Origin of the sequence: Marinobacter sp. CP1 (genome assembly GCF_001266795.1) — a bacterium.
In the GTDB taxonomy this organism is placed as follows: Bacteria; Pseudomonadota; Gammaproteobacteria; order Pseudomonadales; family Oleiphilaceae; genus Marinobacter; species Marinobacter flavimaris.
In genome coordinates, this window is record NZ_CP011929.1 from 2485781 (window position 1) to 2510721 (window position 24941).

Here is a 24941-nt window from a genome sequence, read left to right on the forward strand (position 1 = left end):
AGTGATCTAGTCCGGAAATGGCAGTAAAATCAGAATCCTGGCTCCTCCGTTTTTCGAGGATCCGATTTCCAGGTGTCCGAGGTTGTCTTCGACAATCTCGGACACGATGGACAATCCGAGCCCAAAACCCGCGACCGTTTCATCCAGCCTGGCACCCCTGTTCATGACAGTGGCTGCCGCCTCGGGAGAAATTCCGGGGCCATCGTCCGCTACTTCTATGGAGAGCCCTGATGACGTGCGGACGATTGTAACGTCGACGGTTGTCTGGCACCACTTCCCGCCATTTTCGAGTAAATTGCCAAGTAGCTCTGAAAGATCCTGCCGTTCCATTGGCCAGCTGAAGTTTTCAGGTAAGTTGGTGTGGAGGCGAAAAACCGTGTCAGGGAAGATTTTTTCCATAACGGTGATGACACTTGCCGTGATTTCAACCGGCATGCACGTCCGTCCCATCTGTCTGCCTGATATGTCTGCTTTGCTCATCCGGTATTTCAGGGATTTGTCAAGCTCCCGCAAGTTAGAGGCCATAAACACAACATCCTCCCGGGACGGAGGCAAGGTATCGATATCCGACAAAATGGCAAGATTGGCAGAAATAGAGGTTTTGACCAGGTGAGAGAGATCGGAATTCAGGCGGCGGTGGCGGTCCAGCCGCCGGTTTGACAGCTCGAGCAAATCATTGAGCTGCCGGATCAGCGGACGAAACTCTTCCGGCACGTGAGGGTTCAGACGACTTTGTTTCCCGGATTGGAGCCGTCTCAGGTCCTCTTTTATCCTACTGATGGGCTTTAACGTCAGATGTGTGGTGGTTCCAATCAGTGCCAGCAGTATCGCCAGAAGAACGGCCGAGGCACCGAGCAATGTCAGGTGGGCCTTCAGCGGTCGTTCAGAGAGCGCCCCCTCGGTTTCAAGAACGGTGATTGAGGCCAGCTTTCCAGTAGCAGTGAACGTACGTCTAAGCCCGAAAAGCGTGTTCGCACCCTGCGCTATGTGGATGAAACCCTCGGGCTTCTCTGCAGCGCCCTGCAGTTGGCTCTGGTCAAAGTTCGGGCTCGCCAGGACGCTTCCGCTAGCCGTTTCGATGACGATGGCATGCCCCAGAAGCATTTCAAACTGATTGATCATGTTGCTGAGGTCGTCGGTTGTGGGGGATTCAGCCTCAATGATTGCCTGAAAGTTTCCCAGCTCTTTGTTCAGGTGTTGCTTCCTGGACTCGTCCGATAGTTGCTTTATCACGTAGGTGTGTGAAAAGAATATCAGAGTAAAATATACGAGGCTGAAAACAGCACCATACTGAATGGCTGTTCTGCGGATACTTTTTGGAGCAGACATATTTTAACCTGGTTGGTTCACTCGGGCGTTCAGCGGGTAGCATCTTTTTCAAAGTAGTAGCCCTGGCCACGCAATGTTTTTATTTTATTGACCCCTATTATTTTTCTAAGCCGGGTTATGTAAACCTGAACGACATTTCTGGTGGGGCATCTTTCTATGTTGTAGAGGGATTCAACCAGTTCGTCCTGGGAAAACACTCGGTCCGGTGAACGGAGGAAACACTGTAAAAGGCGGAATTCCGTAGCTGTCAGTCTGAACTCTTTCTGGTCGGGCGTGGTAAGCGTTCGGTAGGTGGCGTTGAGACTGAATCCGTCAACACTGATCTGGTCTGTCGTTCTGCCGTCCTTTCTTCGGATAATCGCACTGAGCCGGGCTTTCAGTTCATCAAACTCAAACGGTTTGGGAAGGTAATCATCAGCTCCCGCATTCAACCCTTCTACTCTCTCAGTCCAGTTGGAGCGTGCGGTCAGAATAAGGATGGCCTCTTTTTTCCCGTTTTTTCTCCATCTTTGCATTAAAGACAGTCCATTTTCATCGGGCAGTCCGATATCGAGAATAACGGCCTGGTAGGAGCTTGTTTCAATCAACGAGTCCGCTTCTTTGCCGGTTTTGGCGATATCTACTGTGTAGTGCGCCTGCGCAAGCCAGCCCGATATTTTTTTGGCAAGTACAGCATTGTCTTCAACAATCAGAATTTTCATTTGTAAGCGCCGTTTTTCGTGGTGGGAAAGTTTCGCCAGTCTGCCATGGATTGTACCAGTAACGGCAACTCCCCAGAAAAACAGCAACCCGTTAAAAATGGGGGGTTACCGGTCGACTTTTCAGTTTGATTTCAGTTGCACCGGGTAGAGTCAACAATCGAGCCACGAACGCGAGAAGCTGTATATACATGGTTTTAGGAGCAACCTATGAGCGATAGACATTTCTATGCAGGTGTGTCCAGGCGCCGCCTTATACAAGGAGCTGCCACAATGGGACTTCTTGCCGGTTTCGACAGTTTGTTACCGGCCTATGCTAGAGGACAACTGGACAACACGAATGCATTTCACACCGTGCGTAATGGCGCTGACATTTACGACCTGACCGTCGCGAGAACACCTCTCAAGATAGGGGGCAGAGTCTCGGAACAGCCCATCACCATCAACGGCACTCTGCCAGCGCCTCTGGTGCGCCTCAAACAGGGGCGCGAGGCAATCTTGCGTGTCACCAATACGCTACCGGAGGCAACATCCATTCACTGGCACGGTCTGATTCTGCCGTACCAGATGGATGGCGTTCCTGGCGTCAGCTTTCCCGGCATCATGCCCGGCGAAACGTTTGAGTACCGTTTCCCGGTCGAACAGCATGGCACCTACTGGTACCACAGCCACTCTGGCCTTCAGGAACAGCTAGGCCACTATGGGCCGATTATCATTGATCCTGCCGAGCCCGAATCGGTGGCCTATGATCGCGAATACGTTGTGGTTCTATCTGACTGGACCTTTGACTCTCCCGAGGACGTATTCCGCAACCTGAAAGTGGCAGAGGGCTACTATAACTACAACCAGCGCACCGTTAGCGACTTCTTCAAGGATGTTGAAACCATGGGCTGGGATGCTGCGTGGAGCAAAGCCGGCATGTGGGGCAGAATGCGAATGAGCCCCCGGGATATTCTGGATGTAACCGCTTCTGAATATACCTACCTGATGAATGGATCGCCTTCCGCCAGCAACTGGACCGGGCTGTTCCGTCCCGGCGAGAAAATTCGCCTGAGATTCATCAATGCCTCGGCGATGACCTTCTTTGATGTCCGTGTCCCGGGCCTCCCGATGACGGTTATTTCCGCTGACGGCCAACCAGTGCAACCCGTTGAAACGGATGAATTCCGCATTGGCGTGGCGGAAACCTACGACGTGATTGTACAGCCAACCGACACGGCTCACACCGTGTTTGCCCAGTCACAGGATCGGTCGGGGTATGTGCGCGGAACGTTAGCCACCCGCAAGGGAATGGAGGCGCCAGTACCGCCCATGTATCCGCGAACCGAGCGCGGTATGGCCGCCATGGGCATGGGCGCGATGAGCATGGGCGCCATGGGCAAGGACGGCGATATGAACATGGACAGCGGCATGGACATGGGTGGCAAGATGGAAATGATGTCAGGCAGCAACGACAAAGCCCATGGCCAAATGATGATGAATGGCGCCGACTCGGGAATGAACAAGATGAGCTCGGACAAAGCAACGATGAATGAGGTCCCGACGGCGGGTCGGCCGATATCCCATGGCCCTGATAATCACGGTCCCGGGGCGGCCATGGTGGCTTCCAGCCCGCAATCGCGTCTGGATGACCCTGGTGTAGGCTTTGAAACAGCCAACCATCGGGTGCTGACTTATTCCCAGTTGCAGAGCATTGAGGGCTGGCCCGACAAGCGCCCGGCCGAACGCGAGGTGGAACTGCACCTTACCGGCAATATGGAACGTTACATGTGGTCGTTCGACGGCAAAAAGTTCTCTGAAGTCGATGGCCCGGTCAAGTTCTACCATGGCGAGCGCCTGCGATTGATCCTCGTCAACGACTCGATGATGGATCACCCCATTCACCTGCATGGCATGTGGATGGAACTGGAAACCGGTGCAGGTGAATATCGTCCACGCAAACACACGATTTCCGTCAAACCCGGCGAGCGTGTATCCGCGCTGATCACAGCGGATGCACCGGGTGACTGGGCTTTCCATTGCCACCTTCTGTACCACATGGACGCAGGCATGTTTCGTGTCGTGTCGGTCGTTTAACGGGATAGGGGATGAACATTATGATGAATCGCATCAAGTGGGTTGTGGGTGCCTCAGCCTTAACGCTTGCCTCGGGAGCCGGCGCCGCTGGTACTGGCGTTCAGGCCGAACCGGACTGGACACTGCCAATACATGACAACCAGGTGTTTGGCCAGGTTCTGTTTGACCGGCTGGAATACCAGCGTGACGGCAACAACGAAATGGCCCTGTGGGATGCCCAGGGATGGATTGGCAAAGATCGCAATCGGCTCTGGGTCGAAACGGAAGGTGAGACCGATCTATCCAGCGACAGCGGCGACATCGAAAATTTTGATGTGCAGTACAGCTATCGCTTCGATCGCTTCTGGGATATACAGACAGGATTGGGTGCCCAGACAACGTTTGGCCCCAGCCCTAATAAGGAACGCTATTCTGCCATCGTTGGATTGCAGGGACTTGCCCCGTACTGGTTTGAGGTAGACACCAACTTCAGAGTGACCGACGACGGTGACGTGTCATACGATCTTGAAGCCGAGTACGACTGGCTGCTGACCCAAAGGCTCATTTTGCAGGGCCGCGGCGAAACGCTCGTCGCCTTCAGCGATGTCGAGGAATGGGGCGTCGGTAGTGGCATCAACAATGTGGGCCTGGGGCTCCGCCTGAGATACCACTTTTCGAGGGAGTTTGCGCCCTACGTGGGTGTTTCTTACACCCGCTTTCTGGGCAACACAGAGGACCTTCGTGAGCGCGAGGGGAAGACGTCGAGTCCTCCAGCTTCGTGGCGGGCGTCCGGTGGTGGTTTTAACACCATAAAGCCCTAATCGGGATAGGGGGGAGCCACTAGGCTCCGCCCCTCCCACACCACCCGGCAAGCGGGTCCGCACCGGGCGGTTCGCGACGTTGAGGTATCACGAGAGACGCGGCACGCCCAACCGATCAAAGTAGGCAATCGTCAGCACGTTGTGAATGGCAGACCGACTGTTATGCCACCAGCGACGGCTCAGGGCCGCCACGGATTCCACAACCCAGGGACTCGCGCCAAGGCGCAGCAGTTCCCGTTCACTTCCGTCCGGTTTCGGGATGCCTACCCGCCGCTCCCTTGTTGGCCTTCACGCGCTTCCATGCCCGTTGCATATTCTCTCGTGCGAATACCTGCTCAAGCAGGCCTCGCCCTGCGCCCTCCGATTCTCGTCGCGGGAGTCCTGTTTCATCGCTGGTCACATCTGGCAAGGCTTCACCTTTCCGCTCCGTGTTGCCACGTTGCCCTTTCAGGCATAAGGCGAGATATCCCCGGGTAAGAACACACTCCTTCACCGCACAACCGCCGGATTTACGCCGCATCGCCTTGGCCACAAGAGCTTCGCGGCTTCTGGCCCGCTCGCCCTGCTCGGCAGTGCCTCATATCCGATTCTTGTTCATCGGCTCACGGTTTACGCTCCACGCTTCCTCTCAACAGTTGCTCGCCCTTCCGCAGTTGCGCTTCACTTCGTTCGCTGTGGCCAGCTTACGGGAGGACTTGCACCTCCAGGAGTGCGCCCCTGCCGGGCGCACAAAAAAAGGGGCAGAGTGTTCTGCCGTCGCCTCTGGTTAACCATCAAAAGACATACTGGACTCTTCCGCGAAGTTCGTCGCCGCCATTGTTATTCGCGTCTTCGCCGTCCATGTAATTTATACCAAGACTGGCCAACTGTAAGGTAAATCGCTTTTGAGCCCTTGATGTCGGACTGCAGCTCATCAATCAGCTTTATGCTTTCAGAGGTGACTGAGCCCAGCACCAGTTTTGCATCGAAGAGAAAAACCAGCCGGCCGGGGTTGTCCTGCGCTGATGTAGGCAAGGACGACACCCTCTACGGATTGAAACCCGATGGCAGAGGCAGAATCCTTCGCGGGGATGTAGCAGTATCGAACGCGGGCTTCGTATCAGCAACCCGCTCGACCTCTCCGGCCTTATCAACCAGTGTTGAAAACAGGTATTTCCGGGAGTCAGCGGATTTCATGGAGATGGCGAGATTGACGCAAGGTTGCCGGAGCTTCCGACCGAAAGCATGATCTGCCCCGGGTTGTTACCGGTACCGGCGTTGGAGATCGGACCATAACCGGCTCCGTCCAGGGCCCGGACGTTCATAACTCCAATGTTTCCAATGTACTCGACACCGAAATAGGTCGCCTGCGCGGTCTGCTGTTGGTTATCGCTATAGGTCAGGATGGGGAAACCCGGCTGTCGTTGCCAAGGTCAGTATCAAATTTCGATGCGTAAACGTCCCTGTCGGGTTCCCCGTTTGCCACGTTCGCAGTCGGCCGGCTCGGGTCGGTAGAGTTTGAAATCAACCCATCGTTAATTGGCATCCAGTAAACATCGTAGCTACCGAACGAAGTCTCGCCGGTGGCAGCGTCTTCTTTGCTGCTGTCCAGATCGAAGTTTCCGAAGTATGTGGGCTGAAACTTGCCCTGGGTGATTATGTCCAGTCTCACTCCCGATGCCGTGGTAACCTCAACAGCCATGGCGGCGGGTACGCCGTTTACAGCGATCAGCGCTCCCAGGCATCCCTAACCAATGCACTTTGGTATTGTTTTCATTATTCCTCCGACGTCTCTGATTTGAGATTTTTTGTAGGTATCGTCGACCAAGCCAATCCAGCGACAAGTAGTTATAGCAGAGATGGCAGAAAAGCGACAAGCATCTACCAGATAAAGGAAAGTTGAGCGGGGCTTGGTCATAACAGTCGGCACGGGGCACGGTAGAGTTTTTCACCCCCGAGCCTCATTGCTGCCGGGATTTCCACTGGCGAAACTGTTTCCATTCCAGCCATTTCTGAAATTCCCTGTATTCTTGTGAGTCTGGATCCATCCGCCTGAAGGCTTCGAAGCTTCTGTAGGTGTCAGAGTCCGGGGCCGCCTTCCCTCCGGCGCGTTGACTGGTCGCACAATCCGAGCAACGACCCGACAGGATAGAATATCCCTCCCGGGCGCTGTCATCGGGACTGCTGGCAAACAGGCCTGGTCCATCAGGCAGGCGGTCTTCTCCCGGCATCGTCGTCGTGTCAGCGGGTCGGACCACATTAAGTCCGCAGCCCGACAGAGCCACTACCAGCACGGGAATTATCCATAACCGCAGTTTGTGCATATTTTATTCCTGTCCGTTATTCAGGTCAGACCCGTTGGTTAAAAGGCGACCCGGATACCGGCATAGAGCTGGCTGATATCGTTGGCATCGCCCCATCCTTCAGCGGTCTTGACCGACGAAGGCAGGTCAAGCGAATACAGGTGATACGAGGAGAACAAGCGGACCGCGCTCGACCAGTCGTACACGTATGCCAGACCAATCTGGCTTCCCTTGGTTCCCTCAACAATCAGATCTTTGGTCTCGCCATAGTTGACTGCAAAGTGATGGGCGCCAGTCAAGTAGCCTACCTGACCGAATAGGTTGGTCGCATCAAAGCCTTCTTGATTAGCCTGCCCCGCATTGGCCATTGCGTCGGTTTTATCATTACCGTAGGAGACGGTAAAGTTCAGGCCACCGTCCAGCAACAAAGACGCCGAAGCACTAAGGACTTGCTTGGCTTTGAATTCCGAACCGGGGGTGAGTGGCTGACCATTGGTGGGCGAGGCCTCAATATTCAGATCATTAGTATCAACCCAGCTCAGCCCCGTGGCCAGTTTGGCTCCCGGCAAATCTACGTGGTAGCGGGCCGCCAGTTCATAGGCATTGCCGTTGTCGAGACTGGTCGACAGCACCAGACCGCCGATCGACGGGCTGTCGTAGCGGATACGCTCTTGTCGACCAACGGCATTGAAGACGCTGTTGGTTTGACCAATTTTGTAAAGTTGGTTGCCGTTATCATCGACAAAACTGATGCCGGAAGAATAAAGGGTATACCAGGCACCGCCACCGTAGTAGAGCGTTCCGGAGTAATCCATCATGTTGGCGTAGTAGCCAGCACCATCGCCTTTGCCGAAGCTCACCTTACCAAAGTCACCCTCGAGATAGATGTCAATTTTCCGGGTATCCAGGTTAACGTCACCCCCCCGGAATTTTTGCCGATATCGAACTCCGTGGATCCGAACTGAACAACTGACATTTCATAGATAAAACCGACGTTCATGCCGTTGGCCATCTTCTCATTGCCAGTGAACCGGAAACGTGAGTTGGAACCGATGTTGTCGACACTCGCGTAATCAGTCTCATTCCCGTTATCCGCGACGGTGAACGCACGATCCAGCTGGCCGGACACCTTGAACTCCATGGCGTGACCCGGCGAAGATAACCCCGCCATCACCAGTGCGAGCGCTGAACTCAGTGCCGCTTTTCTATTTGTCATTAGCATCATAAACCCCTAATTATTATTGATTTATTACTGAACGTGTCATGCGTACTACGTCCATTATCATAAAGTGCTGCGCCCTCTTGTCCCGAAACTCAAGTGGCTTCAGGTCTTGCGTCAGCGCTGGGCACAGCAACAATATTAACCACACTGATCGTAGCACAAGCCCGATGACTGAGAAGCCAATTAACATTAGACTTTAGTGCAACCGGGAGCCTCTTCAGGCACTTTCAGGAAGGCAATCAGCACCGCACGTTCAGTCCTGAATCGTGCCTTGAACTGTTCCCTGGATATCTCGGCTTCGCCCCCGTGCCACAAAATGGCTGGGCCAGATCGTCTGGTCGCTGAGGTCTGGCCGGTCAGCGACCAGACCGGTCGTGTGCTTTGGTGTGTGGCAGGCGGCACACCCCGTGTTGCTAACGAGTCTGGCGCCTTGCTGCACTTCCGGGTTTTCCATGGCGCGACGGGCGGGAACTGCAAGGCTGCTGGCGTAGAAGGTGATAAAGCCTGCCACTTTGTCGCTGACTTCGGGGTCGCCGCCATTAGCAAACTCCTGAATCCGTGAGTTCAACCGGCTGAAACTGTATCCAAAGCCTGCAATAACAAAGCCTTGGGCGATATAATAGCACCTGACATCCATTCACCCAGTCAGTGCATTTAGCTCATGCGTACTTTCACTCTCCAGCAATCCCGAACCGAAGTCTATACACCCCACGGCGGACTGGCCCTGGTGGGCCACTGCCTGAACCGGCACACGTCGCTGATCAAAACCGCTCGCACAGTCGTCAAGCGGCACGGTATTCCGAACATTGAGCTGATCCGCACCTACCTGGGCCTGATCACGCTGGGCAAGAGCGATTTCGAGGCGGCCGAGCCGGTACGAACAGATCCGTTCTTCAAATCGGCGATGGGCATCAAGCAGTCGCCATCTTCAGCCCGTTTGCGCCAGCGATTTGATGAAGATGCCCAAGCCCTGACGCCATTGCTGGAGGATGCCAGCGTTGAATTTCTTCAGTCCGTCGAAGCGCCGGTGTCACCACTGGCGATGGGCCATGTTGCCCTGGATATGGATGTCTTTCCCATGGACAACAGCCAGACCCATAAAGAGGGTGTCAGCTACACCTACAAGGGTTACGACGGCTATGCACCCATTGCCGCGTATCTGGGCCAGGAAGGCTGGTGCCTGGGTTGCGAGCTACGCCCTGGCAGCCAGCACGCCAATAACGGTTTTCTGGATACCCTCAAACGGGTTTTGCCCCGGGCCCGGTCACTGACGGACAAGCCCATCCTGCTGCGTCTGGACAGTGCACACGATGCCCGTGACAATCGCGACTTCCTGCGCGAGCAGGACCAGATCGACTTCCTGATCAAGTGGAACCCTCGCAAGCAGGATCCCTTGGCTTGGGCAAACAAGGCCCAGGCCAAGGAAGTCTGGTCGCTGGACCGCGACGGCAAGATGGAAGCGGTTCTGTCAGAAGACCTTCCCGATGAACCCGGCCTGCGTCGCATCGTCAAGGTCACCGTTCGCACCAGCGATGCCTCCGGTCAGCTGTACCTGGAGCCAGAAGTTAGCATCGAAGGCTGGATTACCTCCTTGCCCGCTGACGTGGCCAGTGAGCAACACATCATGGCGCTGTACAGCGACCATGCCACCAGTGAACAATTTCACAGCGAGTTCAAGACCGACCTGGACCTGGAGCGCCTGCCCTCCGGCAAGTTCGACACCAACAACCTGGTCATGGCCTTCGCCACCATGGGTTACAACGTGCTGCGCTGGATGGGCCTGAGACTGACCGCCCCAGATGCGCCAGTGCGCCATCCGGCCAAGCGCCGCCGCCTGAGAACGGTGATGCAGGAACTGATGACCATGGCCTGCCGCCTGGTGCACAGCGGCCGGCAGTGGATTCTGCGCTTTGGTCGGCACTGTCCGGGCTTTGCCGTTTACCGCGACCTCTATGGAAGCCTTGCCGCCTCCGGTTAAGCAAGTCCGACAACAGCCGCTACCTTAAAGCCACCCGGAAAACCAGCCCGGGGCAACCCGCTATTGCCTGACGACCAGAAGTTGATCAAAACGCGCCCAAATTTGGCCGCTGATCGACGTCAGACTGCACGTTCCGGCATTATCAACCTGCTTTTGACCAAGTGATGGCTCCCGTTAGCGCCGATGGCGCTTTGCGGAGTATACTGGCCTGCAAAGTCACTGATTCAGGTATGGGTTTCCTCTAAAAGCTCGTCGATGAAGCAAAAAGCAGAACAGCCAATGTGACGGCGATTGCGACCGCACTGATCGCCAGGCTATGATGGATAAAGCCGCTTTGGAGGTTTCGGGCTAGCGCACCCAGTGCACGCACAGCCGCCACCAGGGCGAAAATCAGGCCGTCGATACGGCGTTCATCTCCAAACCGCACATAGGTCGCGACCCTCAGGCTCACCCTGCCCACGCAAAGCACAATCTTGAACAAGCCCCGCTCCGCTCGCTCGCTCGCAGAGGCAAGGAAGAGACCGGCGCGCCCAAGAGAAAGCACAGCTTCATACAGACGCCCTTCCAAACGCTCACATCCTCGGGCCACAGCCATTGCGGGCCTACCGACCCAGACTGTAAGCCCACCGCCAACGGAAAGTCCGCGTCGCGCCCACGGATAAACCGGCCCTAGCAGGCGGGGAGCCGGCACGAGCCAGCCCAGGCCGAGGCCGCACGCGGCAGCAAGAAGCCCAAGGAGCACGGCCAATGTGCCTGCGGTGACGGCGGGCAGATCAAGAACGGCCTCGATGGGGCCGAAGGCCAGGCCGAGAATCGTGGCAGGGACCGCCAACCCCCAAATGCCCACGCGCATCCAGGCACTACCGGCAACCGGGCGGGTTTCTCCGGAGCCTCGCCATAGCAGGCACAAGGCCCGGGCCATATAGCCGCCGGTCAGCAGGGCACCGGCCAGCGCCAGGGGGCCGAGCCAGGCGGTGCCCTGCGCAGACAGGGCGGCGGCGATTACCGCGTCCTTGGAAAAGAACCCACTCAGTGGCGGGATACCGGCCAGTGCCAGCGCTGCCAGCACAAAGCCGGCAAAAGTCCAGGGTCTGTCACGACCAACACCCTCCAACTGATCGAACCCGGTACCCCCGCGGGCATGCTGGAAGTCTCCGGCGGCAAGAAACAGGGTGCTCTTGATGGCGGCGTGGGCGAGCAAATGCAGGAGGGCCGCCAGCGGAACGCCGGCTCCAACCGCAACCAGCATCAAGCCATATTGACTAGCAGTGGAAGCGGCAAGCAGGCGTTTGAGATCACGCTCGGCAAGTGCAATAACTCCGGCCGCCACCGTGGTAACGCCGCCGACAAGTCCGACGACGAGCAACACCTCCGGTGTCAGCAGCGGGGCCGAACGGATCAGCAGGATGGCACCCGCCGCCACCAGGGTGGCCGAGTGCAGCAGCGCCGAAACCGGTGTCGGCCCCGCCATCGCGCGCATAAGCCAGTCCTGCAAGGGGACTTGGGCCGACTTACCCATGGCGGCCAGCAGCAACAAAAGCCCCGCGGCAGTCGAGGCACTGCCGCCGGCCTCCAGGGAGGCGGCAATCTCGCTGGTACCGGCCGACCCAATCAGCATAAATACCGCCACGTACAAACCCAGATCGGCGCTACGAGTGTAGAGGAAGGCGCGACCGGCGGCATCCGCGGCCTCGGGTCGCTGGAACCAGAAGCCAATCAGCAGGTAACTGCACAAACCGATCAATTCCCAGGCCGCCAGCAACAGAACCCAGTCGCCGGACAGCACCAACGCCTGCATGGCAGCCAGGAACAGGGACATTACGGCGTAGAAGCGGCACAGGCCGGACTCCCGCTTCATATAACCAACTGCATAAATCAGCACGAACGTGCCTACGGTGGCCACCGCCACCGTCAACAGCGCTTCCAGAGGTCCGGCAACCATTCGAAGCGGCATGTCTGGCAGCCCCGGCAGAAGCAGGGTTTCGGCCTGCCCGCCGGCGACCCGGGTCAGTAACCATAGACTGCCGCCCAGACTCAACGTCGCCCCGCCGAGAACCAGCGCCGTGGAGCCCCGGCGCAGGACCAGCAACGCCATGGCCGCGATCAGCGGTGGCATTATCGGTAGAAGCACTGCACTCATCCTTTCAGGTCCCCGGCTTCTTCCATTTCAACCGAGCCCTTGGCCCGGAAACGCGCAATCGCGACACCGAAGCCAACCGCCATTTCGACCGCCATGACGGTCATCACCACCAGCACGAACATCTGGCCGGAGTAGCTTTCGGGGTGCAGAAAACGCCAGAAGGCGACCAGGTTCACCAACGCGCCCGCAAGAATCAGCTCCACCCCCATCATGATCATAACCAGATTGGTCTGGGACAACGCGCCATAAACACCAATACCGAACAGGATTGCACCGGTTACAAGCGCCACGATCAGGACGAGAGTCATTCCGTATCCTCCTTGTCAGCACTATTGGCCGTCGTTTGCACCGGTATCGCCACCGCCGTGGCCGCGATCATTGCGGTCAGGATAGTAACGCCGGCGGTTTCGAAGATCAGCATGGAACGTCCCAGCAACTCGATGCCCAGCGCCCGTGTCTGCATCGCCGCATCCGGCGCCTCGGCCGTTACAGGTCCCCAATCGGCCCAAAACGCGACCACTATCGCAACACCGGCAGCGACCACGCCAGCGCCAATTGAAAAGCGCTTCTGGTGGGTCATATCCATGCCCCCCATCCCGCCCGGGTCCATCATGAACATCACCATGAAAATCGCCATGATGCTCATCTCCGTGGCCATCATCATGATCTGCAGCACGCCCAGGAATTCGGTCTGCATCGCCAGGAACATGCAGCCGACGGCAGTCTGAGAAAACAACAGCGCCAGCGCGGAACGCACCATGGACGATGTGCGAAACACCACCACGCCGAAGCCGATGGCGGCCAGCCCGAAAACGGCAACAAAAAAAGCCTGAGCGTACATTATGGAACCACCAGAACCAGTAAACCGACAACAATGATATTGAGCAGTGCCAGGGGAATCCCCAGGGTCCAGCACCACCGCATCAGATCCGCCTCGCGAATGCGCGGCAGATAGCGACCGGCCAGGAGCATCGACACGGCCACGGCCAGGGTCTTGATCAGGCTCCAGGCCCAGGGAGGCAGCAGCGGCCCATGCCAGCCGCCGAGGTAGAACACCGTGGTCGCGGAAGCCAGCGTGATCACCAGCGTCAGCCTGGCCAGGCGCAACACTCCCAGGCGCACGCCGGTGTATTCCGCGTCCACACCCCCGCCCAGTTCCCCGGGTGCGGTTGGCAGATCAAAAGGCGCACGAAACGCCAGCGCCATGGCGGCAATGAAAAACAGCACGAAACCAAGCGGCTGATAGACAATGTTCCACAAGCCGTCTTGGGAGCCAACGATCACCGTGGTCACCAGGGATTCGGCGCGCATCGCCACCGCAGTGATGGGCATGACAATGAGCATGGCGTAGGCGATGAGCTGGCCAAGGAATCGCCAGCCGCCGATCATGGCGTAGGCGCCATTCGGGCCCCAGCCGGCCATGATGAGCGCCACCAGCACATAGGCAAGCGCCGCGTTGATGAACAGCGCACCGGTAGCCAGATCCGCGATCACCAGGGTCGGCGCCAGAGGCAGAACCGCCGCGCCAAGCACCGCGACGATCAGCAGTAGCACCGGCGCCGTCTCGAAAAAGACCCGGTCCGGCGTGCGCGGTACAATGGATTCACGACCGAGGTGCGCCAGGCCGCTGAGTAGGGGCGCGGCCGGACGCAGGCGGCCCGTTGTCGTCCAGCCCTCGACCACGGCGAGCAGCCAGACGCTACCAAGCAACGCAAGCAACACGATGACGAAGTTCACGAGATCACCTCCCAGGGCGAAAGGTCAAGTGATCCGACCGCCACCAGTGCGTCGCCCAGTTCCCGGCCCTCGACAAGCTTTGCGACCAGGCCGATATGGTGACTGCAGGCGGTGTCCAACCTGTAGGATTTCACCTGGCCGTGTTCCAGAATCAGGCTCAGTTGAGCCTCGCCGCGCGGGGTTTCCACGGTGGCCTCACCGGTGCCTGATCCACGCCCGATGTTTCGCAAAACAGGTAGCCCCGGCTCCCCGGTTGCCTTGATGTAGTCGAGGCTCGTGATGATTTCGTCCAGGCGCTGCCACAGGCGCGCCCAGGCATCTCCGGCGTCGTCAGCAGCGCGCGCCACGGGGCCACTCAGGCCCGCAGTGCCCGATGGCAGTACGCCGATCCCCTTCAATCGCGATTTGAGCAAAGGCGTTCGCCCAAGACGAGCCGCCAATGCCTGCAGAGCGGGCGTCAGTTCCACAAGCCGTTTTCCACTGGCGCGGCGGATCTCCAGTTGCAGGGTTGCGGCACGATCCGTCAACCAGGCGAAGCCGAGCTGGCGCCCCGTTTGCGCCAGCCAACCCAGGTGACTGGCGATGCGCTCACATTCAAGCGCCACAGCCCGGGCCTGATCGGTTGCCGAATCGTTCTCCAGACCAGCCGCCCGCTCGATTGCCAGGCAGGCCAGCAGTCGGTAGCTCACGCTGGCCAGTGGCATGGCCGACGCCAGGCGCTCGATAAAGGTCTCGGCGTCGATCTCCTTGCCTTCTTCACTCTCATTGATCATGCCCACCAAGGATGTGGCCTGTCCTTCTGTTACGCCGTCACCGTCAAGAGTCAGCGTCAACTTGAGCCCACCAGGCAGACCGGGGAAAACCGGACCGAACGGCACCTCCATCCAGTCCATCGCCAACCCGTCGGCGCTACGAGGCAGGTCCTTGGTCACTTCAATCATGGACATGAATCCCGAGGCGCCGTGGTCATGCCCACCATGATCATGACCACTATGACCGTGACCTACATGATCATGGCCACCATGTTCGTGGCTATCATGACCGTGCTCACTGTGATCATGCCCCGAATTTTTCTCCTCCGCGTCGCCGTCGGACTCATCGTGCTGGTGCTTGTGTCCGTGATCATGATGGTTTTCGTGCGAGTGCTGATGACCCTCGTGCTGCTCATGATCGTGCTCATGCGAATCATGATGGTCATGGCAGTGACCATGATCGTGTTCGTGTTCATGGTGTTCGTGCTGCTGCGCATGATCATGATGCTGGTGTTCGTGCTCATGATGCTGGTGTTCGTGCTCATGATGCTGGTGTTCGTGCTCATGGTGCCGGTGCTCGCGATGATCGTGCCCATGGTCATGCTCGGGGGCCGGCTCCCCTGCCTCCCGGGCGACCAGGTCCATGCCACACTTGGGGCAACTACCCGGCTCGTTCTGGACAACTTCCGGGTGCATGGGGCAGACATACTCGATTCTGGCGTGCAGAACAGGGGCGTCGAAATCCTCGGGGGAGTCTGAGAATGCGCCCTTGGCCAGCGCGCGCTTCAACCAGTCAACCGCGTCGATCAGGCCGGCTTGCGAAACACCCGCGGAAAAATCAGCGTCCGGTAGCGTTGACGGCGTCTGTCCGCCCAAATTGACAATGGCTCGCGGCCTCGGCATCTGCGCATAGAGCACCGCCACGGCCTCGTTCATTTTCTCTGAAAGCTCGCCGATAATCAGGAGCACGCTCGCATCGCGAGGTGTCGCGGTGATGCGCATACCTGCCGCTGTCACATCCAGGCCATGGGACAGTGCCACTTCAGGCCCCGGGACGATCAGGCAGCTCAGGTTGCCCGCGAGGGCCCGGGAAACCCACTTCTGAAGTACCGTGAACCGCTCCTGCCGCTGGCGCGCGCCCGTAATGCTCATTGTCGGGTCAGAAGTCATTGCCGCCTCAATGCCCCCTGACTCCAGCCGTAGAGCAAACCAAGAAAGAGAATGGCAAGGAACACCCCCATGTCATACAAAGCAACCAGCCCTACTTCCCTGTATACAACTGCCCAGGGGTACATAAATGCCATTTCCATGTCGAAGGCCAGAAAGAGCAGCGCGTAGCCGTAGTACCGTGCGTGATAGCGGCCCCAGACCGGGTCCCGTGACAACACTCCGGAACTCGCTGGCACGTCCTTGCCCGGCTCCCGACGCGTCGGGCCCATGGCACGGGCAATCCCAAACAGGGCCAAAACCGTAGCTGCGATGCCAAGCACCAAGGCAAGCAGCAGACCGTACTGCTCCAAAATACTCATCATCCAATCCTCAAGTCGCGCAGCGGAGTCTGCACTCCGATAGCGTTCTCCAGAGACAAGATCAATATGCCCTTAACTCGCTTCTTGGTTCCGCATGGGCGAACCGTACTTCCCGAGCAAACAGAGGCTAAAAACTCACCCTCAGATATCCTTACTCCAGTCCATGATGCTTCCCTTCATATACCTTGACGTTCCTTATCTTGCCTCCCTCATTGAGCAATTCGAAATCATTTCCAGACAAAGGCTTTATCTTGTTACAGGAATAGTCGCGACCATAGACAGATGTGCAAAATTTACCGTCTTTGACCTCCCATCTTCCGATATAGTGGGTAAGGTTTCCCTGTTGTTCGCGATATTTGGTCATTCCATAGATCGAACCATCAGGATCATAGTACTCATGAAAAGTTCGAGTGCGAAAATTGTCCTGAGCATCTCGGAATTCCATTTGCACCGTGTTTCCGACGACAACATCTGCGACATCTCCGCCAGAAAGAACTTCTTCAGCGTGCAAAAATGGCGCTTGCAAAAAAGTCAAAAATACGAAGAGTTTAAAATTTATTGCTTTCATCTGGTTATCTCCCAGTTTCTTTCAATTATTGTGATCACACGAACAACAGCCTTAAGTCGTATCGTAGGATTGTGAAGAAAGCTCAATGTATCAATTGCATTACAACAGTCCACTTATTTTCCACTCCGCTCAACTGGCCAGTCACTAAAAGCGATGAAGTAGAGCAAAACCAGATTGACGATGGGGATAAGTATCAAGACCCCCATCCAACCCGGATAGCCCGTGCGCTGGCAAATACGCCAGGCCGGGATGACGACTACGATGGCAATCACCAGCATCCACAGCCAGTGCCCGGCCCACATGGTGTTGCCAAACATGTTTTCCCCCATCGTGATACTGCCCTCCATGTTGAATTCCGATTACTGGTGACCGTGAGCATGGGATTCCTCGTGGCCGTTTTTTTCGGCTGCTGCAGCCCTTTTCAGGAAAAGCTGCCCGGATACCGCGATCACGATCATCGTGACAACCGCCACGCCAATGACAAACGGGTCGGTATTCAGTTTGACCCAGACAAAGCCGCCCAGCACGAGCAAATCCAGACCGATGGCCGTTGCCGGCACCCACGCCCTGGCCTTCACATCGTCGCGCAGGTAGCGAAGCACGCCCCAATGGATGGCAATGTCCATAACCAGGTAGAACACGATACCCAGGGCGGCAATCCGGGAGAGGTCAAAGAAGGCTGTCAGAGCCAGCCCCAGGACCACAGTGTAGACCAGCGTGTGCTTCTGGATGCTGCCCGGCATACCAAAATGACGGTGAGGGACCAGTTTCATTTCAGTCAGCATGGCAAGCATGCGCGAGACAGCAAAAATGCTGGCCAGAATGCCACCCGCGGTGGCCGTCATGGCAATGGCGACCGTGAACCAGAGGCCATAATCCCCCAGCGCCGGACGCGCGGCAGCCGCAAGGGAGTAATCCTGGGTCTTGATGATTTCCGCCAGGGACAGGTTGCTGGCCACGGCAAAACCGACCAGGGTGTAGATCACCACGCAGGCCGCGATGGAAATAATGATTGCTCGCCCCACATTCCGCTTAGGATCTATGACTTCGGAACCACTGTTAGTGATAGTGGTGAAGCCTTTGAAGGCAAGTATTCCAAGTGCCGTCGCACCCAGGAAATTGCCTGCGGTTCCGGCCTCGCCCGGGCTTGAGAAATCCACCGCCAGGCTGTCGGCAATCCAGACGCCCACCAGCCCGAAAACCAGTATACCGCCGATTTTCAGAAACCCGATAAAGGAAGCCACGCCCTGAATCATCCGGTTACCGAGCAGATTGGTCAGAAACGCCGCCAGGATCAGCGACACACCCAGAATGGACACCATGCGACCACTTTCATCACCACCGAACAGTTGCATGGTGTAGGAACCGAAAGTACGCGCGAGGAAGCTCTGGGCGATCACCATCGAGAAATACATCAGCAAGGCGTTGAACGCGGTCGGCAGCCGATTGCCATAGGCTTTGTAAAGGTACATGCCAATGCCCCCGGCTGACGGCCAGGCATTGGAAATCTTGACGTAGGAATAAGAACTGAAGCTGACGATCACCGCGGCCGCCAGAAACGCCAACGGGAAAAGAACCCCCGTCATCTGCGCCATTTGCCCGGTAAGGGCAAAGATACCGGCGCCGATCATGACGCCGGTACCCAGCATAACGGTTCCCGTGAGGGTGAGACTGCCTTCCTTGTAGCGAGTAGTTCTGTCCTGCTCCGTGCTCATCTAACCTCCAGCTATTTTCGTTTCATGGGCGGGATCTTTGAACAGCAAAACGGATCAAGTTTGGCATTGGCACGTACGTTATCATCTGTAAACCGGTACCACGCCAGTTTCCGTTTAGTCCACCACCCCCCCTTCAACCGACCGCCATGTGCTTCAATCGCCTCCAGCAACTCATCGGTGGACCAATGGGTTCCATCGAAGGTGACTTGCAGTTGGTTATTTGCCTTGCGTTCGGCAAAATCAACACAGGGGTGATGATTGAGTTCGTGAATAAAGTCAGACCATTCACTCTCTTCAAAACCTTCCACGACAAGTTTCCGTCGCAGCAGGAACTGTTCCTGGTTCGATGCTTTATGTGCTTTAGTCATGGCGGGCCCCTCTTCGCCTTATCATTTCCCCTCAATGACAACATGCGGACCTGAACTGCGACTGAAAATCAGTGAAGGTTTTCGATGAAATTGACGTACATCATAAAATAGAGCCAGGGCAACCCCTGGCTCCTTATTCATTCCGATCAGAACGAGATGCGGGCACCGACGACTGCGAACCAGTCTTCTGTGCCACCGCCTTCGGCTTTAGCGAGATCTGCGGTATCACCGTACATGCGCTCATGCACCACGCCCACGTAAGGCGAGAATGCGCGATCGATCAGGTCATAGCTTAACCGGAGGCCAGTTTCGGTGGAAACCAAGCCTTTGCCCACGCCAATTTCCTCATCCTCGCTGAATGCTACCGTCGCATCCAGGGTTGCAGACAGGATCCAGTAATTGGTGAAAAGCAGCTCGTATTCCGCGTCGATTTCGGCAGACGTATCACCATCCTTGCTGGCATACAGGTTGGCATCGACTTCAAACCATTGTGGGGCAAGCCCAGCGACACCCAGCACGGCATAAGTGCGATCCGGCCCTTCAGGGGTGTCGAAGCGAACACCCGCTTTGGCGTCGAAGAACTTGGAGATGGGGATCTGGCCGACCAACTGGTTTTCCAGTGTTTCGTAGGCCTGTTCTTCTATCTCGTATTCCCCGGTTGTGAGCAGCCGGACTTTGAACTCGTCGGTGCCATAGAAGGCATCCGCATCCCAGACGCCCAGTTCCTCATCATCATCGCTGTATCGGTACTCAAACTCCTCAAATTGAACACCCCAGGCTTTGAGCGGTTGTTTACGAGCGGTGGTATCGGAAATCATTTCCTGAGCTATCACCGTCGTTGAGAAACCAATAGAGGCAAGGAAACTGACTGCGGCAAGTGATCGAATACAGCTCATGCCTCACCTCCATCTTCAGCAACAACGCCTGTCTTGGCCTGCGTGGACTCAGGGCCACCCTCAACAATCACCTTGCGGAACATCCCGGCAGCCGCATGGTAAGAAAGATGGCAATGGAACGCCCATTGGCCTGGCTCGTCAACCTCGGTTTCCATGTACACCGTAGTGCCCGGGTTCACGCTAACGGTGTGTTTGATCGGGTTCCACTGACCTGCGCCAACATCAAGGATGGACCACATACCGTGCAGGTGCATGGGATGAGTCATCATGGTTTCGTTCACAAACTTGAAACGGACCCGTTCACCATATTTGAGACGAATGGGATCCGCGTCTTCGTATTTAACACCGTTGATACTCCACGTGTAGCGCTCCATATTGCCGGTCAAACGAAGCTCGATCTCCCGAGTCGGTTCGCGGTCTTCGTACAACGGGTCCTGAGCCTTCAGATCAGCATAGGACAGGAACTTGCCACCATTGGCCGCCGTCGGCACAACGCCACTGCCCTTGGCATAGAAGGGATCGCTGGGACCGCCTTTTCCCATCGCCATGGAACCATGGTCCATGCCGGACATGTCAGAGTGATCCATTCCCTTCATGTTGGAGTGATCCATTCCTTTCATATTCGAATGGTCCATGCTGCCCATGTTTGAGTGGTCCATTCCGGACACACCTTCTGAGCTGCCCATATCCATGTTTCCATGATCCATGCCTGCCATGCTGCCATGGTCCATACCGGGCATACCGCCCATATCCGCCATGGTCAGTCGGGCAGCTTCACGCAGTTGCGGCACGGCCGCTTCCATACCCTCTTCGGGGGCCAGTGTTGCCCTCGCATAACCGGAACGCCCCATGGATTCGGCGAAAATGGTGTAAGCCTGCTCATCTTTGGGGCGCACAATCACATCGTAGGTTTCCGCCACACCAATACGGAATTCGTCCACGTTAACCGGCTGAACGTTGTTGCCGTCCGCCTGCACGACCGTCATATCCAGGCCAGGGATCCGGACGTCAAAATAGGCCATCGCCGAGGAGTTGATGAAGCGCAGCCGGATGCGTTCGCCGGGCTCAAAGATTCCGGTCCAGTTTTGGTCCGGTCCTTTACCGTTGATCAGGCCCGTAAAGCCCTGCAGATCCTCAACGTCCGCTTTCATCATGCGCATATCGCCCCATGCCATCCGATCTCGGACAGTACTCATCAGGCCGTTTTCGGACACGTCCGAGAAAAACTCGCCCACAGTTTGCTGCTCACGGTTGTAATAATCCGACATCATTTTCAGGTTGCGCATGATGCGGTCACCGGAATGGGGGTGTTTATCGGTCAGCTGCACCACGTATTCACGATCGTAGCGGAACGGTTCACGGCCCTCGGGCTCAATGACAATGGCGCCATAGGCTCCGTCTGGCTCCTGAAAACCAGAGTGGCTGTGGAACCAATAGGTGCCTGCTTGCTGGATAGGAAATTCATAGGTGAATGTTTCACCCGGCTTGATACCTGGAAAACTGATACCTGGCACACCATCCTGGTCGAAGGGAAGGATCAGTCCGTGCCAGTGGATCGAGGTCATCTCGTCCAGGTTGTTGGTTACGTTGATCCTGACATTTTCACCTTCCTTGAAGCGCATCACCGGTCCCGGAGATGCACCATTGTAGCCGATACCTTCTTTCACGAAATCGCCGGTATCAATTTTTACCCGGTCGACCGTCAGGTCGTACTCACCGGCCATAACCATGGCTGGCATCAGCAGGCTCAAAAGTCCTGTAAAAAGAAGTGTTTTCACCTTTTTTCTCCAAACTACTACACATCATTAAAGCCGGGCCGAGAAATGTGTCTCAGCCCCGCGCTCGCGGACTTCAGTCAAGCGAGTTACTCGAAACTGATCTCACCGTACATCCCGGCTTGATAGTGGCCTGGCACGTTGCACGCAAATTCGATGTTGCCTCTATCAGAGAACTTCCAAACCACTTCTTTGCTTTGGCCGGGCTCCAGCAACACGCTGTTCGGGTCGTCATGCTTCATGGCTTTGCCATTGCCCATATCCATGTTCATCATGTCCTGGTTGAGCTTGCCGCCCTGGATCACGCCATGCTCAACCATCATCATCATTTCCTCTTGGTGAGCTTTGTGCATGTCGGGAGTGCCAACATTGAACTCATGCACGAGGTTTCCTTTGTTCTCCACCACGAAGCGAACGGTTTCACCAGGCTTCACGGTTATTTCTTCCGGCTCATAGTAGTTGTCGTACATTTCCACGGTGATGGTGCGAGCGACCTCGGAAGCCTTTCCGGGCTCTCCGCTGCTAGCCCCGTGCCCGCCACCGTGGACTCCTGCGGCAAAAGCACCCGCTGACATTGAAAAGGCCACACCCGCTACCAACAACTTTGATACATTCATACCATCTTCTCCTGTGAAATCGTTCAGCAACAATTAATTGTATTTTCAGGACACTTGATCAATGTCCAGAATCGTTACATAAGATCGCTTACCAACCTGAATTCTTACTGAAAATTCAAAAAAATTTATTTAGGCTGAATTCAGGACTACTAAAGACATTACGTTGAATTCACAGTCGCCGCTCAGCAAAAAGGAAAAAAAATGCGTTTACTACTGGTTGAAGACGATCAGATGCTCTCAAACAGCCTTTTGCATCAACTTGAAAAATCGGGGTTCAGCGTGGACCCTGCGTATACGGCAAAAGAAGCAATAACTCTGGGTGAACAGGAAGATTATCGGGTCAGCATCTTGGATCTGGGGCTGCCCGACGGCAACGGTTTAGATGTTTTAAAAAAGTGGCGCGCAAAGAACATTGCCTTTCCCGTACTAATCCTGACAGCGCGAGATGACTGGCATGATAAAGTGGCTGGACTAAAGGCAGGGGCAGACGACTACCTCGCAAAACCTTTCCAGACCGAAGAGTTAATTGCACGGCTGAATGCTATTGTTCGCAGGAGCGAAGGGAGAACACATTCATTGGTTAAGGCAGGCCGCTTTGTGCTGGATGAAAATCGTCAATGCTTGTCGGTGGACGATGGAACTGAACATCCACTTACCGGCACAGAGTTTCGTCTTCTGCGCTGCCTGATGAGTAAGCCGGGCCATGTCTTTTCAAAAGACCAACTGCTAGAGCAGCTTTACAGTCTCGAAGATAGCCCAAGCGCGAACGTTATCGAGGCATATATTCGGAGGCTGCGAAGACTGGTGGGAAATTCCACAATCTCAACCCGACGTGGCCAAGGCTATATGTTCAATGACAACGTTTAAGAAACCTGCCTCTGTAAAAGGCACCCTGCTTGTAATACTGCTGCCCGCAGGTGTTGCCTTGATGGCAATAGCCTGGTTTGCACATGGTGCTCTGCTCGAAAGAATGTCCCGTGAATTTGTCACGGACAGGCTGAAAGAGGAGGTTTCGTTTTTAGAGCATCAGATTCGGGACAGTGACGGAGCCTTCGACGGACTCAAGACGGGCGATTACTTTCAGCGCGTATTCCACCATGCTTTTGTTCAACACTCCGATTCCAGGACCATCATTTCGCCAGAATCATGGAAACCGCTACTATCGCCGCTCATCAAATCGGAAAAAGAGGGCACGATTCGGGTCGAAAATTCTGAAATAGCAGGGGCCCCAACGGACATATTGGCATATCGGAGTTCCTTCATCGCAAACGAAAAACCGTTTGTTGTTATCGTTGCAGAAGACCTCGGCGCATTGAAGAATAGCCAGGCAGAGCTACATGCATGGACGGCAATCGCATCTCTTTTACTTATCTCGCTAATGGTTTGTGCAATCTGGCTCGGCGTCAATTTGTCCATGCATTCTGTCACACGACTCAAGGCGTCACTGAAAAGACTCCAGGATGGGAGCGTCTCGCGTATAGATATGACTGTCCCCGAGGAGTTCCACCCTCTCGTCGAACAGTTGAACCAGCTGCTTGACTCACTTGATCAACGATTGGAGCGCTCGAGGAATGCGCTGGCAAACCTATCCCACAGCGTTAAAACTCCGATTGCGTCTGTCCAACAAATTCTCAGCGACACTTCTACGCCGCTAGATAGCGAGTTAAGGCAGCAAATAGCTGCGCGTCTCGGGGATATTGACAAACAACTTGAAGCTGAAATGCGCCGCAGCCGGTTTGCTGGGCCGCAGGTAGGAAAAAGCTGCTATCCAGTAGAAAAAGCACGGGACCTTCTGTGGATGATGGGAAGACTGTACCCGGCAAAATCATTTGAGTTATCAAGTTCTCTCCCAGAGAATAGCCGTTGGCCAATTGTAGAATACGACCTATCTGAAATACTGGGGATCGTGCTGGACAATGCGGGGAAGTGGTCACATAGAGAGGTGGAGCTAATATTGGAACAATGCGGCCCCTCAAAACGAATTGTCGTGACAGACGATGGTCCCGGCGTTGAGGAAGCTGAATTGAGCAAGCTTGGTCAACGAGGATTAAGGCTGGACGAACAGACTCCGGGCCACGGGCTCGGCCTTGCAATCGTTCAAGACATTGTTAGCCGGTATGGCGCAAAGATTGTCTTTTCCAATCGCCCACGAGGTGGATTAAAGGTCACGATTGAATTTTGAATTCACGGAAGTTAAAGAGCGGGTTGTCGCGTCTGAAAACTCTGATAACTCTACCCTTAGCAAGAACCAACGCAGTCAAACAAGTACGATTTGCCACATAACCGCACTGGCCTGACGGTGGCAACCATTCAGCTGGACGATGCTTCACTCCTAGGAAGCGACAACGATTGACCGAAGGTCGGTGTTTCCAGTTTGCAGCCCAAAGAGACTGAGAAGTTTATTGACCATTTTCGATTGCAGCAAGCTGACGTAGGCCTCAGAGTAGAGCAGGCGACGC

At 55.9% G+C, this 24941-nt stretch carries 27 protein-coding genes and 1 pseudogene; 6 read left to right on the forward strand and 22 right to left on the reverse strand.

Features of this window, described 5'->3' with window-relative positions; genetic code table 11:
* Nucleotides 1–6: 6 nt before the first annotated feature.
* Together ACP86_RS11495 and ACP86_RS11500 are read right to left on the reverse strand one after the other, a co-directional pair.
* Complete coding sequence (locus ACP86_RS11495; RefSeq protein WP_227507698.1) at nt 7–1233, reverse strand: ATP-binding protein; 1227 nt, start codon at nt 1231–1233, stop codon at nt 7–9.
* A gap of 125 nt (nt 1234–1358) precedes the next feature.
* On the reverse strand, nt 1359–2030 hold the full coding sequence (locus ACP86_RS11500; RefSeq protein ID WP_053113933.1) for a response regulator transcription factor: 672 nt from the start codon (nt 2028–2030) through the stop codon (nt 1359–1361).
* 207 nt (nt 2031–2237) lie between these two features.
* Here ACP86_RS11500 and ACP86_RS11505 point away from each other — a divergent pair, with 207 nt between their 5' ends.
* Both ACP86_RS11505 and ACP86_RS11510 read left to right on the forward strand, forming a co-directional pair.
* Complete coding sequence (locus tag ACP86_RS11505) at nt 2238–4103, forward strand: copper resistance system multicopper oxidase (RefSeq protein ID WP_075267635.1); 1866 nt, start codon at nt 2238–2240, stop codon at nt 4101–4103.
* 11 nt (nt 4104–4114) lie between these two features.
* Nucleotides 4115–4903, forward strand: a complete 789-nt coding sequence (locus ACP86_RS11510; RefSeq protein WP_053113937.1) for a copper resistance protein B — start codon at nt 4115–4117, stop codon at nt 4901–4903.
* Nucleotides 4904–6075: 1172 nt separating this feature from the next.
* On the opposite strand, the gene ACP86_RS23470 is transcribed toward ACP86_RS11510, so the two are convergent.
* The 6 genes from ACP86_RS23470 to ACP86_RS11535 form a co-directional block, all read right to left on the reverse strand.
* The gene (locus ACP86_RS23470; protein WP_264752385.1) at nt 6076–6207 is read right to left on the reverse strand and encodes a hypothetical protein; all 132 of its coding nucleotides are present in this window, start codon (nt 6205–6207) and stop codon (nt 6076–6078) included.
* 74 nt (nt 6208–6281) lie between these two features.
* Entirely contained in the window at nt 6282–6584 is a 303-nt protein-coding gene (locus ACP86_RS11515; RefSeq protein WP_053113939.1) for a hypothetical protein, read from the reverse strand.
* A 660-nt stretch (nt 6585–7244) separates the two neighbouring features.
* A complete protein-coding gene (locus ACP86_RS11525) occupies nt 7245–8141 on the reverse strand; it encodes a porin (protein WP_082220561.1) in 897 nt (298 codons plus the stop codon).
* Nucleotides 8042–8401, reverse strand: coding sequence for a porin (locus ACP86_RS23475; RefSeq protein WP_158499463.1), 360 nt, complete (start codon nt 8399–8401; stop codon nt 8042–8044). The genes ACP86_RS11525 and ACP86_RS23475 overlap by 100 nt, the downstream gene beginning before the upstream one ends.
* A 195-nt stretch (nt 8402–8596) precedes the next feature.
* On the reverse strand, nt 8597–8698 hold the full coding sequence (locus tag ACP86_RS23695) for a hypothetical protein (protein ID WP_227507882.1): 102 nt from the start codon (nt 8696–8698) through the stop codon (nt 8597–8599).
* The gene (locus ACP86_RS11535; RefSeq protein WP_227507699.1) at nt 8661–8975 is read right to left on the reverse strand and encodes a di-heme oxidoredictase family protein; all 315 of its coding nucleotides are present in this window, start codon (nt 8973–8975) and stop codon (nt 8661–8663) included. The genes ACP86_RS23695 and ACP86_RS11535 overlap by 38 nt, the downstream gene beginning before the upstream one ends.
* A 93-nt stretch (nt 8976–9068) precedes the next feature.
* Between ACP86_RS11535 and ACP86_RS11540 the strand changes: the two genes are divergently transcribed.
* The gene (locus ACP86_RS11540) at nt 9069–10385 is read left to right on the forward strand and encodes an IS1380 family transposase (RefSeq protein WP_053113071.1); all 1317 of its coding nucleotides are present in this window, start codon (nt 9069–9071) and stop codon (nt 10383–10385) included.
* 241 nt (nt 10386–10626) lie between these two features.
* On the opposite strand, the gene ACP86_RS11545 is transcribed toward ACP86_RS11540, so the two are convergent.
* The 5 genes from ACP86_RS11545 to ACP86_RS11565 are packed head-to-tail and all read right to left on the reverse strand — an operon-like array spanning nt 10627 to nt 15203.
* On the reverse strand, nt 10627–12525 hold the full coding sequence (locus tag ACP86_RS11545) for an NADH-quinone oxidoreductase subunit L (protein WP_053113949.1): 1899 nt from the start codon (nt 12523–12525) through the stop codon (nt 10627–10629).
* Nucleotides 12522–12833 (reverse strand): NADH-quinone oxidoreductase subunit NuoK, encoded by a 312-nt coding sequence (nuoK, locus tag ACP86_RS11550; RefSeq protein WP_053113951.1) that lies wholly within the window; start codon nt 12831–12833, stop codon nt 12522–12524. Before nuoK ends, ACP86_RS11545 begins: the two co-directional genes overlap by 4 nt.
* Entirely contained in the window at nt 12830–13366 is a 537-nt protein-coding gene (locus tag ACP86_RS11555; RefSeq protein ID WP_053113952.1) for an NADH-quinone oxidoreductase subunit J, read from the reverse strand. The genes nuoK and ACP86_RS11555 overlap by 4 nt, the downstream gene beginning before the upstream one ends.
* Nucleotides 13366–14262: a complex I subunit 1/NuoH family protein gene (locus ACP86_RS11560; protein ID WP_008169443.1), complete on the reverse strand. Its 897-nt coding sequence runs from the start codon at nt 14260–14262 to the stop codon at nt 13366–13368. The genes ACP86_RS11555 and ACP86_RS11560 overlap by 1 nt, the downstream gene beginning before the upstream one ends.
* The gene (locus tag ACP86_RS11565; RefSeq protein ID WP_053115522.1) at nt 14259–15203 is read right to left on the reverse strand and encodes a Ni Fe-hydrogenase III large subunit; all 945 of its coding nucleotides are present in this window, start codon (nt 15201–15203) and stop codon (nt 14259–14261) included. Before ACP86_RS11565 ends, ACP86_RS11560 begins: the two co-directional genes overlap by 4 nt.
* A 27-nt stretch (nt 15204–15230) precedes the next feature.
* On the opposite strand from ACP86_RS11565, the gene ACP86_RS23480 reads away from it, so the two are divergent.
* Nucleotides 15231–15773 carry a hypothetical protein gene (locus ACP86_RS23480; protein ID WP_053113955.1) on the forward strand — a complete coding sequence of 181 codons (543 nt, stop codon included), beginning with the start codon at nt 15231–15233 and terminating at the stop codon, nt 15771–15773.
* Here the strand turns inward: ACP86_RS23480 and ACP86_RS23700 are convergent.
* The 9 genes and pseudogenes from ACP86_RS23700 to ACP86_RS11610 all read right to left on the reverse strand — a co-directional run.
* Nucleotides 15681–16184 (reverse strand): annotated as a pseudogene (locus tag ACP86_RS23700) (hypothetical protein); the annotation flags it as partial. The gene ACP86_RS23480 and the pseudogene ACP86_RS23700 overlap by 93 nt on opposite strands.
* Nucleotides 16181–16546, reverse strand: a complete 366-nt coding sequence (locus ACP86_RS11575; RefSeq protein ID WP_199452674.1) for an NADH-quinone oxidoreductase subunit A — start codon at nt 16544–16546, stop codon at nt 16181–16183. The pseudogene ACP86_RS23700 and the gene ACP86_RS11575, both read right to left, overlap by 4 nt.
* 148 nt (nt 16547–16694) lie before the next feature.
* Nucleotides 16695–17111, reverse strand: coding sequence for a hypothetical protein (locus ACP86_RS22665; protein WP_139216027.1), 417 nt, complete (start codon nt 17109–17111; stop codon nt 16695–16697).
* Nucleotides 17112–17224: 113 nt separating this feature from the next.
* On the reverse strand, nt 17225–17458 hold the full coding sequence (locus ACP86_RS11585; RefSeq protein ID WP_008169431.1) for a hypothetical protein: 234 nt from the start codon (nt 17456–17458) through the stop codon (nt 17225–17227).
* 12 nt (nt 17459–17470) lie between these two features.
* Nucleotides 17471–18826: an APC family permease gene (locus tag ACP86_RS11590; protein ID WP_075267639.1), complete on the reverse strand. Its 1356-nt coding sequence runs from the start codon at nt 18824–18826 to the stop codon at nt 17471–17473.
* 11 nt (nt 18827–18837) lie between these two features.
* A complete protein-coding gene (locus tag ACP86_RS11595; RefSeq protein WP_053113960.1) occupies nt 18838–19194 on the reverse strand; it encodes a hypothetical protein in 357 nt (118 codons plus the stop codon).
* Between the two features lie 146 nt (nt 19195–19340).
* Nucleotides 19341–20090 carry a copper resistance protein B gene (locus ACP86_RS11600; protein WP_053113961.1) on the reverse strand — a complete coding sequence of 250 codons (750 nt, stop codon included), beginning with the start codon at nt 20088–20090 and terminating at the stop codon, nt 19341–19343.
* Entirely contained in the window at nt 20087–21868 is a 1782-nt protein-coding gene (locus ACP86_RS11605) for a copper resistance system multicopper oxidase (RefSeq protein ID WP_200905063.1), read from the reverse strand. The genes ACP86_RS11600 and ACP86_RS11605 overlap by 4 nt, the downstream gene beginning before the upstream one ends.
* Nucleotides 21869–21954: 86 nt before the next feature.
* Nucleotides 21955–22482, reverse strand: coding sequence for a cupredoxin domain-containing protein (locus ACP86_RS11610; RefSeq protein ID WP_053113965.1), 528 nt, complete (start codon nt 22480–22482; stop codon nt 21955–21957).
* A gap of 201 nt (nt 22483–22683) precedes the next feature.
* On the opposite strand from ACP86_RS11610, the gene ACP86_RS11615 reads away from it, so the two are divergent.
* Complete coding sequence (locus ACP86_RS11615) at nt 22684–23349, forward strand: response regulator transcription factor (protein WP_053113967.1); 666 nt, start codon at nt 22684–22686, stop codon at nt 23347–23349.
* Entirely contained in the window at nt 23336–24664 is a 1329-nt protein-coding gene (locus tag ACP86_RS11620; RefSeq protein ID WP_008169418.1) for an ATP-binding protein, read from the forward strand. The genes ACP86_RS11615 and ACP86_RS11620 overlap by 14 nt, the downstream gene beginning before the upstream one ends.
* Nucleotides 24665–24941: the final 277 nt, after the last annotated feature.